The organism is Halomonas sp. GD1P12 (genome assembly GCF_025725645.1).
GTDB lineage: Bacteria > Pseudomonadota > Gammaproteobacteria > Pseudomonadales > Halomonadaceae > Vreelandella.
Genome location: NZ_CP107007.1, coordinates 3,351,777 through 3,364,272 on the forward strand (window position 1 = coordinate 3,351,777; position 12,496 = coordinate 3,364,272).

The 12,496-nt window shown below is 56.8% G+C and carries 11 protein-coding genes; 8 read left to right on the forward strand and 3 right to left on the reverse strand.

All coding sequences use genetic code 11. The annotated features are described in order from the left end of the window. Positions 1-13: 13 nt before the first annotated feature. From OCT39_RS15455 to OCT39_RS15465, 3 genes are all read right to left on the reverse strand, one after another. Entirely contained in the window at positions 14-505 is a 492-nt protein-coding gene (locus OCT39_RS15455) for a tripartite tricarboxylate transporter TctB family protein (RefSeq protein WP_263585326.1), read from the reverse strand. A 20-nt stretch (positions 506-525) separates the two neighbouring features. Beyond that, positions 526-1,482 carry a Bug family tripartite tricarboxylate transporter substrate binding protein gene (locus tag OCT39_RS15460; RefSeq protein WP_263585327.1) on the reverse strand — a complete coding sequence of 319 codons (957 nt, stop codon included), beginning with the start codon at positions 1,480-1,482 and terminating at the stop codon, positions 526-528. Positions 1,483-2,498: 1,016 nt separating this feature from the next. After that, the gene (locus OCT39_RS15465) at positions 2,499-3,173 is read right to left on the reverse strand and encodes a GntR family transcriptional regulator (protein ID WP_263585328.1); all 675 of its coding nucleotides are present in this window, start codon (positions 3,171-3,173) and stop codon (positions 2,499-2,501) included. A 284-nt stretch (positions 3,174-3,457) separates the two neighbouring features. Between OCT39_RS15465 and OCT39_RS15470 the strand changes: the two genes are divergently transcribed. From OCT39_RS15470 to OCT39_RS15505, 8 genes are all read left to right on the forward strand, one after another. Next, positions 3,458-4,840, forward strand: a complete 1,383-nt coding sequence (locus OCT39_RS15470) for a flagellar biosynthesis protein FlgA (protein ID WP_263585329.1) — start codon at positions 3,458-3,460, stop codon at positions 4,838-4,840. Positions 4,841-4,932: 92 nt separating this feature from the next. Continuing rightward, positions 4,933-5,901: a Bug family tripartite tricarboxylate transporter substrate binding protein gene (locus OCT39_RS15475; RefSeq protein ID WP_263585330.1), complete on the forward strand. Its 969-nt coding sequence runs from the start codon at positions 4,933-4,935 to the stop codon at positions 5,899-5,901. 91 nt (positions 5,902-5,992) lie between these two features. Next, positions 5,993-6,475, forward strand: a complete 483-nt coding sequence (locus OCT39_RS15480) for a tripartite tricarboxylate transporter TctB family protein (protein ID WP_263585331.1) — start codon at positions 5,993-5,995, stop codon at positions 6,473-6,475. Between the two features lie 39 nt (positions 6,476-6,514). Continuing rightward, positions 6,515-8,017 carry a tripartite tricarboxylate transporter permease gene (locus OCT39_RS15485; protein WP_263585332.1) on the forward strand — a complete coding sequence of 501 codons (1,503 nt, stop codon included), beginning with the start codon at positions 6,515-6,517 and terminating at the stop codon, positions 8,015-8,017. Beyond that, positions 8,014-9,300, forward strand: coding sequence for a 3-oxo-tetronate kinase (gene otnK, locus OCT39_RS15490; protein WP_263585333.1), 1,287 nt, complete (start codon positions 8,014-8,016; stop codon positions 9,298-9,300). The genes OCT39_RS15485 and otnK overlap by 4 nt, the downstream gene beginning before the upstream one ends. Beyond that, positions 9,297-9,944: a 3-oxo-tetronate 4-phosphate decarboxylase gene (gene otnC, locus OCT39_RS15495; protein ID WP_263585334.1), complete on the forward strand. Its 648-nt coding sequence runs from the start codon at positions 9,297-9,299 to the stop codon at positions 9,942-9,944. Before otnK ends, otnC begins: the two co-directional genes overlap by 4 nt. A 227-nt stretch (positions 9,945-10,171) precedes the next feature. After that, positions 10,172-11,527, forward strand: a complete 1,356-nt coding sequence (gene mgtE / locus OCT39_RS15500) for a magnesium transporter (protein WP_263585335.1) — start codon at positions 10,172-10,174, stop codon at positions 11,525-11,527. Between the two features lie 197 nt (positions 11,528-11,724). Then, positions 11,725-12,474, forward strand: coding sequence for a sulfite exporter TauE/SafE family protein (locus OCT39_RS15505; protein ID WP_263585336.1), 750 nt, complete (start codon positions 11,725-11,727; stop codon positions 12,472-12,474). The last annotated feature ends 22 nt before the right edge of the window (positions 12,475-12,496 follow it).

Here is a 12,496-nt window from a genome sequence, read left to right on the forward strand (position 1 = left end):
CCTATTTAGCTCATTAGAACCGCACGTTCAGCAGTTCCACGAAGACCCCGTACAAAAGCGCGGTGCTTGCACCCGACACAATCAGCGATATCACCAGTCTCCTAAGCGTCAGGTCGTGTCCCGTAATTAGCGAGATGGCCAGTGAAATGACAAACAGGTAAACGACCGTCGTAACCACAAACCCCAGCGTGGCGAGGGACATGACATAGACGATACTGGCGATCACGAAAGCTGACACGTTGAAGATACCGCGCAGCGACATGCCACTTTTGTCCGCCTCATCGACACTCTCTGCACTGCCGCTATGCTTACTGATCTGCCACCCACAGCGAAGCGTGTTGCCTAGTGCCAGTAAAACGATCAAGGCGGACAACACGCTGGGGAAAGCCCCGGGAGAAACGGATCGAACGACCATTCCTCCAATCTGCAGCGAAAAGTAAAAAACAGCGGCGGCAGAGAGGGTCAGAAAGGCACTAAACACCAGTTCTTGCTTGGTCCTCTGCATATCTCACCCTCTCCTGTTGATTACCGATTCATTTCCGCGACCTGTTGAGCCGCCGGAATGATCGTATCGGCCAGGCTGTCGACATATTCATCGAACTCGGGTCCGGCCATGAAATCCACTTCAAGACCAATGTTGTTGACTGCGTTGATAAAACGCGGATCTTCAGAGGCGATTCGCAATGCCTCGACCCACTGTTGCTTCGTTTCTTCATCCAACCCCGCAGGCGCGGCAATACCCCGCCAGTTGGAAACGGTTACATCAAAGCCTTTTTCTTTCATGGTGGGTACATCCGGTAGCGCGCCGCTGCGCTCGGCACTGGTTTGAACCAGCGGAGTGACGGCGCCGGATTCCAAAGGCCCTTTAAGATCCGTTGGGTCCATCACCATGCCGTCGATATGCCCCCCCATAACGGCCGCAATCGCATCCGGCGCACCGCTGTAAGCGACATATTCGAAGTTGGCATCCATTTCGGAGCCCACCAGTACGCTCATGATGTGCGTGGAGGAGCCGACACCCGCAAACGCAATTTTCAGGTTATCGCCGCTCTCCAGGGCTTCTTCCAGCGTATCGAAGCCAAGGTCGCTATTTAGAGCCAGCACGTAAGGAACCGAATACATCTGAGCGAGATAATCGAAGTCTTCATACTCAAAGTTCACGTTACCCAGACCCTGCTGAGTAAAGACCTTGTTGTCGATGGCCACCACGCTTTGACCATCGGGTCTGGCTTGCAACGCTCTCATGAAACCGATCGCCCCACCGCCTCCGGGCACGTATTGCGGAACGATACTGACATCGAAGGTTTCTTCGAGAGAGGGCTGAAGAGAGCGCACCAGGTAGTCGGACCCGCCGCCTGCGGTCGCCGGCACGAAGAAGCTGATATCGTCACTGGGAAAATTACTTTGGCCGTTTGAAGCGCCCGCCGCCATCGCCAGACTCAATGCAGAAACCCACAGCGTCACTTTTTTTCTGGTCATCATGGTTAACTCCTCATGTCTTTATAGATTTTATTTCATTGATATTGCTGCATAAAAATCAGCACATGCCAGCAAAAAACCAGATATTATGTAATACATCATACAAACAAAATAACGAGCGGCGGCAGTACTGACAACTCATAACATTGGAAACAAGACTAAAGTTTAAACCACCATGGTTTCATATATTGATCAACTAAAGTCTTATAGAAAGAAGATCAAAAATTCTCTATTAAAGCCAATTATTAACTTTTAAAAAATGAAAAATAATTACACCAATAGAAAAAAAGCGGATCTTCATACATTGAACAACTCAGATTAAAACCAAATAAAATAGAACTTATTGATTCACACTTAAGTAGTTAAGTTAATTTTTCCTGAAGCCTAAAACCTTTAAAATACTTTAATAAATATGTATTAAAACTAAACGCATGCAAAAAACTCAACCTCTACCATTTCTTTTAACTAAAAAGGCAGTTAGCGACAGTTAGCGACAGTTAGCGATCGAGTCTTACCTGATTGATTACTCGCTTAACGAATATTTCGGGATACCTTGGACTGCTACTTCTTCGTCACTACGACTCGCGACGAGTGATGAAACACTCTTTGCAACACACGATGACTGTATAACCAGGTTTGACGCTTGAACATGTGCTCCATGTCTTCGCCTGCGCCATAGCGCTAAATCACCACCGCATCGTCAATCGGGCTATTAGATTGTTGCCACGCACTGTTCATCGTCGGCTTTGCCGTTTGATAAGCCCATAATCAAAACCATAGGCCGGACATCTGGTGCCTGGGGTGGGCAGTTACCGAGCGTGAGCTCATCTACTTACAAGGAACTATCGGAAAAAGGCTGGTCTCTATCGGCCAGCATAAACTGATATATGAAGAGCGCCGCTCTTGCCACACGCCTATTGAACGCCTGCGCATTTTTCGTGAACTACTTACAGCGAACTACCAGACGAACCCGGTCTGTTGGACAATTGATGAAAACCCAATGATGTGTCGCCCGAAAGCTATTTACCGGGGTGGTCGACCGGCTCACCGTTGGCGTACTTGACCCAGGTTTTCCCCAAGTGGTTACGCAACTCGTCTCCGACTCGCTTGCCGTCGCGCGCCTCCAGCGCCGCCAGAATCGCTTCGTGCTCCTCCATGGCGGTTGCCCACTTTTCGTTTCTTTGATTCGACAGATAGCGAACACGGTACAGCTGACGACTCAAATTCGCGTGCATATCGATCAGTGTCGAGTTACCTGAAAGCGATACGATCCGGTTGTGGATATCCTGGTTCAAGCGAAAGTAGTTCTGCCGGTCCCGCCTCACGAACGCTGCTTTCATCTCGTAATGCAGCGCTTGAAATTCGGCAATGTCGTCATCGGTTGCCACCGCGCAAGTGAGTTCCGCCGCCGCTTGCTCCAGTACGCTCAAAACGTAGGCTTTCTCTTTCATGTCCGCCGCACTGACATCGGCCACCACGGCACCGCGGTTGGGCGAGATCACCACAAGACCCTCGGCCGCCAGGATTTTCAGCGCTTCGCGCAGCGGCGTACGCGACACATTCAGCTCGACGGCGAGTGTACGCTCGGGCAGGCGCTGACCCGGCTGAAAGTGATCCATCACGATGTGCTCGCGCAGGTAGTGAGCCACCTTCTCTACCAGGCCGGCATGAGTAGTCTGAGCGGTCTCTTCCATGGCGTTATTCACTTTTGTTAGGGATGAGCAAGATTGGCATACCAGACAAGTCCTTTCAAATTTAACCGACGACCAGATATCTTTTAAATATCTTTCTATTCATAAGCTTACACAAACAAAAAGCGACTCAATACTAAAGTAGTAGCCCTGCTTCATTGACCTCTCAAATGGTATACCACAACATTCCTTCAACCAAATCATCGTCTGATTTGCGGCCAAATAATCGATTCGCATTCGACCGCATATGAATTCTTCACTGCCCTGCCAGGAAATAATCTTTAACCATGAACTACTTGAACCATTTTGAAAGCAATAGAACAGTAGAAGCCTGTATTGCCGGGGCAGGCGACTTTGGCCGTGGCGTGCTGCGTCAAGCCCGCCAAATGAAGGCACTTTCCGCTCGTATCGCGATCGATATCAATCCCGAACGTGCGGCGCAAGCCTTCAAACAAGCGGGCATCGCCGATAGCGATATAATGGTATGCCATTCTCGTCATGAAGCTGAAATCGCGTGGTCGCAGGGCTTTTTCATTGCCACCTCGGCGTTCGATACGGTGCAAACGCTACCCTTCGACATCCTCGTCGAATCGACCGGCATTCCGGATGTGGGCGCACGGTATGCCGAGAGCGCGATTCTGGCGGGTAAACATGTCGGTATCGCCACCAAGGAAACCGAGTCGGTCGTCGGGCCGTATCTTACGCGATTGGCTCAACAGCACGGCGTGCTTTTCACTCCTCTCGATGGTGACCAGCCCAGCCTTTTGGTCGGTCTATTGACCTGGGCTGAAACGCTTGGGTTTGAAATTATTTCGGCTGGCAAGAGTAGCGAGTACGACTTCATCTGGGATGAAGCGAAAGCAACGGTCACCTGCAATGGAAACGAGTACAGCGCCGCCGACATGACCTCTCTTTGGGCACTGGATGAAAGCGATGCTCGCGCAACGGTCAGCGCACGCAGCGATGTGCTCTCGGACATTCCCCAAATCTCAGTGCCGGATCTATGCGAAATGGTCAACGTGGCCAACGCCACCGGCCTGCAGCCCGACCTACCCGAATTTCATGCCATGGTGCTGCGTACCATCGAAGTGCCCTCGCTGCTGGATACCGAGTCTCACGGCGGTGTCCTTCAAGGCAATCGACGTTTGGAGGTGTTCAACTGTCTGCGCCGCCCGGATGAGCTGAGCTTCGCCGGCGGTGTTTTCGTGGTGGTGCGCTGCGAGGACCCCCACGTCTGGCAACTGCTTCGCGACAAGGGCCACGTGTTGAGCCAAAGCGGCGATAGCGCCATGGTGTATCTGCCGCGCCACCTACTGGGTCTCGAAGCCCCCATTTCGCTTCTCGATGCGGTACTCAACGGCTTGCCCTCGGGCGGCGGTAATGCCACCACGCCCAAGTTCGATCTGACGGCGCGCGCCACTCAGGCCATCGCCGCCGGTCAGCTGCTCGAAATGAAGGGTCATCACCGCCACATCGAAGGTCTGCGCCCTGAAATTCATCCCGCCGAAGCGCTGGCCGGTAGTGCCAACGTACCGTTTTATCTGCTTCCCGGTGCAAAAATCATCCGTGATATCGATGCTGGCCAACCGATCACGCTGACCGATGTGGAGCTACCGGAGAGCAAGCTGAAGGAAATTCGCCTCAAGCAGGACGAGCTTTTTGCCGGATAACCTTCCGAATCGCCATCGGGGTAGCGATCCTTGCTGCCCTTGTTCCATGTAGATAACCGCTAAAAGCAACAATAACCGCTTTGGAGAAAAACATGCCGACTCAACTTCGTTTCAAGTACGCCGCCCTTGGCCTCGCGCTCGTGGGAACTGTCACTACCGTTCAGGCTGATGAAGTGGCAGAGGCCTATCCCAGCAAGGCCATCCAGTTTCTGGTGGCCGCCGGCGCCGGCGGCGGCACCGATAACTTCGCCCGCGTCGTTCGCCCCATGTTCGAAGAGGCGGTAGACGGTGCACGCATCACTGTCATCAACCTGCCAGCCGCCTCGGGTGCGCTTGCCCACCAGCGCGCGGCGAACGGTGACCCCGATGGCCATACGCTGGACTTTGCCTCGACAACGTTCATTACCTCTCTGGCGGCGGGTCAAAACCCGGTGGGTCTGGATCAATTGACCCCCGTTGCTCGTATGCAGTCCGATGTCATGGCCCTGTTCGTTAACCCGGAGCGGTTCGAGAGCTTCGAGGAATTCAAACAGTACGCCGAGGAAAATCCGGGCGAGGTCACGGTTGGCGGGACGCACACCGCAAGTCCCGATCACATGGCGTTTCTCTCGCTGGCGGATGCCTCGGGTCTGGACATGAACTTCATTCCCTACGACAGCACGGGCAATGCAACGGCCAACGTACTGGGCGGCAATATCGACGCCACCACGACATCGCTCAGCCCGCTTTTGAGCTATATCGATGCAGGTCAAATGGCCCCCATTCTGGTCTTCAGCGATGAGCGCCTCGAGGATTACCCGGACGTTCCGACCACGATGGAGCACAACTGGGATCTGACCGACGGCAACGACCGAGCGGTGTTCGTCAACGCTGAAACGCCACAGCCGATCGTTGCGCGTCTGGAAGAGATCCTCAAGGAGGTCTACGACTCCGAGGAATACCAGGAGTACGCCGAGCGGGTCAATCTCGACTATCGCGAAGGCTGGATGAACGGTGATGAGTACCGCGAGCGTCTGGAAAACAACTTCACGCTTTACTCGCGCCTGCTTGAAAACGAGTGATGCGCCCAGGCTTGCCTGACGCGCCACTCTTCATTCGCATCAAGGACCGGCCTTTCGAGGCCGGTCTTCCCATGTCCGCTCAGGATTTACCATGCACGCCAGAATCTCTATTTTTGCTCTGGGGATCGTGTTACTCGCAGTCGTGGGGCTCTACCCCACCCTGCAATTCCCAAGCTCTGCTCAAGTCTCTACCTTCATCGGCCCGCGGGTCTGGCCCCTGACGCTGCTTATCATTCTGTTCGTACTGGGTATCGCGCTGCTGGCGCTGACATGGCGCGACCGCGACCGCGCCCGTGCCCGTGCCAACGTCGATATTGAAGAAAAGTGTCCCAGCGATAATAGCGGTGCCTTCTCGATAGGACGTACGCGCCACTGGTGGTTCATCGCCGCCGCCGTCGGATACACCCTGTTGATGCAGGTCGCCGGCTTTTTGATTGCGAGCGTGGTGTTCACGCTCGCCGGCACGCTGCTGCTGGGCGCCCGCTCTTGGATCACCATTGCCATCACGCTGGTCGTGGCCGTCGTGTTGATGCAGGGCGTCTTCGTCTCCCTGCTCGGCATCCCCATGCCCTGAGACTGCTTCACTACCCCTTAATTGTTCCGGGAGTCGATCATGCTAGAAAATTTCCTGGCCGGGTTAGCCGTGGTGATGCAACCACTGAACCTGCTGCTGTTAACCTCCGCCGTTTTCATCGGCTTCATCGGCGGCGCGCTGCCGGGTATCAGCGGCGTAATTCTGGTCGTCATACTACTGCCGGTGACCTACGGCATGGAGCCGACCACCGCTTTCATGGTACTGACCGCGATCTATGGGGCTACGGTGTTCTCAGGACTGATCACCGCCATTCTCTACCGCGCGCCAGGCACGCCAGAAGCGGTCATGACCGCCTTCGATGGCTACCCGATGACCCAGCGCGGTGAAGCGGGCAAGTCGCTGGGGATCGGCGTGCTAAGCTCGGCCATTGGCGGCATCGTCGGCACCATCGCACTTATCATCTTTACGCCCCTTCTGGCGAACATGGCGATCAAGTTCTCGTCGCCGGAGTACTTTGCGCTGGCCGTGCTGGGTTTGACCGTCGTGGCATCATTAGGCGGACGCCTCATCTTTGGCTTGATCGGTGCGGCACTTGGGCTTTTCATCGCCACCATCGGCATCGACCCGCTCACCGGCACCAGCCGCTACACCTTTGGCAACCTCAACCTGGCGGAAGGCGTGGGCTTGATTCCGGTCATCGTGGGACTTTTTGCGGTGTCCGAAGTCATGAAGCGGACCCTGGATCACGAAAGCCACCAGCCGCTCACGAAAGTGAAGGTCAAAATCTTCGATATGCCCATTCTGCGCCAGATCGGCGCCACGCTGTCGCGCTCCTCGATCATCGGCGTCATCATCGGCATTCTGCCCGGCATCGGGGCGAGCACGGCGGCCATGGTCAGCTATAGCGAAACGGTGCGCTGGTCCAAGCATCCGGAAAAATTCGGCAAGGGTGCCCCGGAAGGTATCGCAGCCCCGGAATCCGCCAACAACGCGGCCGCCATGGGGGCTTTGGTGCCTCTTTTCGCACTGGGTATTCCCGGAAGCGGTACCACCGCCGTCATTCTGGGCGCCTTCATCATGCACGGCCTGCAGCCGGGGCCGATGTTCATGCTCACCAGTAGCGATTTGATCTACGCGGTATTCGCCGGGCTTTTCATCGTCAACTTCATGATCCTGCTTTTTTCCAAACCGTTCATCGTGTTGTTCACAAAACTTCTGAACGTACCCTACTCGGCACTCGGCCCGATTATCATCATGTGTTGCGTGGTGGGCACCTACTCGGTACGTAACTCCATGTTCGATGTCTGGCTAATGTTAGGCTTTGGGGTCATGGGTTATCTGCTCGAAAAGATCAACTTTCCCATGGTATCGATCATTCTGGGGCTGGTACTTGGCCCTATCGCCGAAAGCGAGCTGCGCCGGTCGCTATCGATGTCGCAAGGGAGCTTCGACATCTTTCTGGATCGTCCGATCAGTGCCACGCTGCTGGCGGTGGCACTGGTGCTGCTGACAGCTACGCTCGTCATGCCACTCATCAAACGCGCACGGCGCCGCACAGCGACTCAAGGAGAAGCAACATGACCATCGTACTGGGCGCCATCGCCGACGATTTTACCGGGGCGACCGACCTGGCCAACAACCTGGTTCGCGGCGGCATGCGCTGCGTGCAGGTAATCGGGGTGCCGGACTCGCTGCCTGATCTGTCCGATGTCGATGCCGTCGTAGTGGCGCTCAAATCGCGCTCCTGCGCCGCAGAGGAGGCCATCGCCGACTCCGTCGCCGCCCTGGATTGGCTGCGCGAACTGGGCGCGCGTCAGATTTTTTTCAAGTACTGCTCGACCTTCGATTCGACCGATCAGGGCAATATCGGCCCGGTGGCGGATGCCTTGCTCGATCATTTGGGCGCCGTGCAGACCATAATGGTGCCAGCGTTTCCGATCAACGGTCGTACGGTCTACCAGGGCCACCTGTTCGTCGGTGATCGTCTCTTGAACGACAGCGGCATGCAGCACCATCCGCTCACGCCCATGACTGATGCGGATCTCGTGCGCGTTCTCGCTCGCCAGACCCCGCACACAGTGGGTCTCATCAACCGCGCCGTACTGACCCAGGGCCCGGAAGCCACGCGCCAGCGCTTGGCTGACCTGAAAGCTGATGAAGTGCGTCACGTCATTTGCGATAGCGTGGACGAAAGCGACCTTGAAACGCTGGCCGGTGCCACCGTCGACTTGCCACTGGTCACAGGTGGCTCTGGGCTAGGTCAGGCCCTGCCCGCGCAGTATCGTCACAAGGGCTGGCTTGCAGATATTTCCAAGCCCGGCCGGCTCGAGCCTGCCTCCGGCAGTGCGCTGGTGCTGTCGGGAAGCTGCTCGCGCGCCACTTTGGCCCAGGTCGATGACTTTTTGACGCGTTCTCCAGAAGGCGGTTTTGCCATCGACCCGCTGGCGCTGTCACGGGATAACACTCACTGGCAAGATGCTCATGATTTTGCGCTGTCGCGTATCGAGCAAAACGCGCCGGTGCTGATTTACGCCTCCGCCGACCCGGAAAAAGTAAAGACTGCCCAGGCAAAACTCGGCGTGGCGAAGGCCGGCCACCTCGTTGAGCAAGCGCTCAGCCAGTTGGCCGTCTCGCTAGTCGACAAGGGCGTGGGGCGCCTGCTGGTCGCCGGGGGCGAAACCTCGGGGGCGGTGGTATCCGCGTTGGAAATTACCGCGCTTCGCATTGGCGAACAAATCGACCCGGGCGTGCCCTGGACCCAGGCACAGCTGGAAGGCCACGCCACGCCGCTTTCGCTTGCCTTGAAGTCGGGCAATTTCGGCGGCGTCGACTTTTTCACGCGCGCTTTCGAGGTGTTGCCATGAGTATTCACGAGCACAACCAGCTGCGCGAGCAGATCAGCATGCTGGGAAAATCGCTGTTCGACCGCGGCCTGACCATGGGCTCGAGCGGCAATATCAGCGTGCGCCTGGAAAGCGGCGGCTGGCTCATGACGCCGACCAACGCCTGCCTTGGCCGACTGGACCCGGCGCGCATATCGCACCTGGATCAAAACGGGCAGTTATTGAGCGGTGACAAGCCGACCAAGGAGCACTTCTTGCACACCGCCATGTACGACGAGCGCCCGCAGTCCGGTGCGATCGTCCACCTGCACTCCACTCATTCGGTCGCGGTCTCCTGCCTGCCCGGTATCGACCCTTGTGACTGCATTCCTCCCATCACCGCCTACTACGCCATGCGCGTAGGCAAACTGCCGCTGGTGCCCTACCACGTGCCGGGCGATGAAAAATTGGGGGATGCCGTGCGCGGCCTGGCGGGCCAGCATAGCGCCGTGCTGCTGGCCAATCACGGCCCGGTCGTGGCGGGAAAGAATCTGGAAGCGGCGGTCTACGCCACCGAGGAGCTCGAAGAAACCGCGAAGCTGTTTTTGCTGCTGCGCGGTGAAAATCCGCGCATTCTGACGCCAGAGCAGGTCGCCGAACTCGAAGCGCGCTATCCGCGCGACTAAAAAACTCATCGCTCAAACGCCTCGATCACAAGCCCTCTTTAAAAAGCGAAGCTGCACACTTCGCTTTTTTTGTTTTCAGGTACTTCTCTCTTCGCGCTCTCGTCATTCTCAGCATCCCATCACCCAAACCGTATGGCTTTCAAGCCGTTCGAGCCATAAACTGATGTGAATGCCATCCGCCCACGACGTGAGTGGCTTCCACCCGCCAGTGCCCAGGGAGGGACCCTATGGACGAGGAAGAAAAATACACCAACGCCGAGGAACAGCTGCTCTATCTGCAGCAGCGCCTCGACGATGATGACACCGAAGCGCTAAGCGCGCTGTTTAACGAGCTCGACGCGTGGGACATTGCGCGGCTGCTCGAGTCCTTTCCTGCCAAAACCCGCAATCTGTTATGGGCCTATATTCCCGAGGCGCTGCTCGGTGAGGTGCTGGCGAGTGTTGATGAGGACATTCGCGCCGACTACGTGGAAGACCTGTCGGTCAGCGATATCGAAAATCTCGTCCGGGGGCTGGATGCCCAGGACGTGGCCGAGGTGCTCGAGGTCGCCGACGAAGACGTCAAGACGACCGTTTATGCCAGCCTGGATGACAACATTCGCGCCCAGGTAGAGAACCTGCATGCCTACGAAGAGGACGTCGTGGGCCGCTACATGGATCCGGAAACGGTGAATGTGAAGCAAGGGGTGTCGCTGGAGGCGGTGCAGCGCTATATCCGGATTCATCACCTGCTCGACGAGGAGTCGCAGCAGATCATGGTGACCGATAAGGATAAGCGACTGCTGGGGACGGTGACGCTGATCGATCTGATCAAGCAGCCCCAGGAAGCGATCGTCGATGAGTTCATGGATGACTTCTTCACCCTGAACGATCAGATGAAAATCAGCGACGCAGCGACGCTACTGCGCTCCAAGGAACTCCCCTTCGCGCCGGTGTGCGACAGCGACGGTCTGCTGGTGGGTCAGCTCAACACCGCCGACGTGCTGGAAATCACCCAGGACGACGCGGACATGACGCTGAAACACATGTCCGGGGTCAGCGATGAGGAGGAGGTGTTCACCCCGATCGTGCGCAGTGCCAAAAGCCGCGGCATTTGGCTCGGCATCAACCTGATGACCGCCTTTTTGGCCGCCTTCGTCATCGGCCAGTTCGAGGCGGTGCTGGATCAGATCGTGGCGCTGGCGATTTTGATGCCGGTGGTTGCCAGTATGGGCGGTATTGCCGGTAGCCAAACGCTCACGGTGGTGATACGCGGCTTGGCGCTGGGTCAGCTGGCCGGTAACAACAAGCGCTGGCTCTACAACAAGGAATTATGGGTCGGCATGAGCAACGGCTTGGTCTGGGCGCTGGTGGTCGGTGCGATCTCGTATCTCTGGTTTGGCGAGGTGCTCATCACGCTGGTCATCACGCTGGCGATTTTCATTAACATGAGCCTGGCGAATCTCTCGGGCGTGCTGATTCCGCTCATTCTCAAGCGCCTGAGCATCGACCCAGCGCTTTCGGGTGCCGTCATTCTGACCACCGTGACCGACGTGGTGGGCTTTCTATCGTTTCTGGGCCTGGCGACGGTGATCATTCTTTAAGCGATCGCCGTTAATAAGGCGCTCAGGTCCTGCCACGTGCGGGTCTGATTCGATGTGAACAGGCCGCCTCGGCATGCGTTCCAAGCTGGAATAGGGGCCTGGAAGGCAGTACTGGCATACGAGGCGAGCCGATAGCATATTTATCGTTTTTCAATGGACGCGCGATCCTGGGGTCGCGCTCAACCGTCAAGGCTTTCATGCTCCCCGATTTTTCACTTCTCGCTTGGCTGCTCATCATTTTTTCGGTCTATCTGACCGGCGTTTCCAAGGGCGGGTTTGCCGGCGGCTTTGGTACGCTGTCGGTGCCGCTGATGGCGCTCGTGATCAGCCCGACCCAGGCGGCAGGGCTCTTGCTGCCGCTGCTTCTGGTGATGGACGTGTTCGCGGTGAAAGCGTGGTGGGGCAAGCACGACATGGCGGAAGTGTGGCGCTTTCTGCCGGGGCTTTTCATCGGCGTGGCGGTAGGCACGCTGTTGTTCGGCAGTCTCAGCGATCAGGGCGTGCGGCTGGTGCTGGGGGGATTATCGCTGGTATTCGCGGTGTACATGCTGTTCAAGCCCGTCGCCAAAAAGCCCATTTCGACGCGCTGGGCGCTACCGGCGGCCAGCGTCTGCGGCTTCACAAGTTTCATCGCCCACGCCGGCGCACCCCCGCTCAACGTGTACCTTTTACCGCGCAAGCTTGCCAAGGAGACCTTTATCGCTACCTGCGCGGTGGCCTTCGCCATCGTCAACGCCATCAAACTGGGGCCTTACGTGTGGCTGGGGGAGGTCAACCTGACCAGTGCCTGGGCGTCGCTTTTACTGGTACCCGTGGCGTGGATAGGCGTGCGTAGCGGACTCTGGCTGCAAAGTCGCGTCAACGACGTACTGTTCTATCGGCTGGTCATCATCGCCATGCTGCTGGTGGGCGCCAATCTGATCGGTCAGGCGCTTGGAGCTTTCTAAAAAAGCTTATTCGTCGCTTGGC

Excerpts from the sequence above, each read along its gene's own strand:
- OCT39_RS15455 (WP_263585326.1), bottom strand. The coding sequence starts at position 505 with ATGCAGAGGACCAAGCAAGAACTGGTGTTTAGTGCCTTTCTGACCCTC.
- OCT39_RS15460 (WP_263585327.1), bottom strand. The coding sequence starts at position 1,482 with ATGATGACCAGAAAAAAAGTGACGCTGTGGGTTTCTGCATTGAGTCTG.
- OCT39_RS15465 (WP_263585328.1), bottom strand. The coding sequence starts at position 3,173 with ATGGAAGAGACCGCTCAGACTACTCATGCCGGCCTGGTAGAGAAGGTG.
- OCT39_RS15470 (WP_263585329.1), top strand. The coding sequence starts at position 3,458 with ATGAACTACTTGAACCATTTTGAAAGCAATAGAACAGTAGAAGCCTGT.
- OCT39_RS15475 (WP_263585330.1), top strand. The coding sequence starts at position 4,933 with ATGCCGACTCAACTTCGTTTCAAGTACGCCGCCCTTGGCCTCGCGCTC.
- OCT39_RS15480 (WP_263585331.1), top strand. The coding sequence starts at position 5,993 with ATGCACGCCAGAATCTCTATTTTTGCTCTGGGGATCGTGTTACTCGCA.
- OCT39_RS15485 (WP_263585332.1), top strand. The coding sequence starts at position 6,515 with ATGCTAGAAAATTTCCTGGCCGGGTTAGCCGTGGTGATGCAACCACTG.
- otnK (WP_263585333.1), top strand. The coding sequence starts at position 8,014 with ATGACCATCGTACTGGGCGCCATCGCCGACGATTTTACCGGGGCGACC.
- otnC (WP_263585334.1), top strand. The coding sequence starts at position 9,297 with ATGAGTATTCACGAGCACAACCAGCTGCGCGAGCAGATCAGCATGCTG.
- mgtE (WP_263585335.1), top strand. The coding sequence starts at position 10,172 with ATGGACGAGGAAGAAAAATACACCAACGCCGAGGAACAGCTGCTCTAT.
- OCT39_RS15505 (WP_263585336.1), top strand. The coding sequence starts at position 11,725 with ATGCTCCCCGATTTTTCACTTCTCGCTTGGCTGCTCATCATTTTTTCG.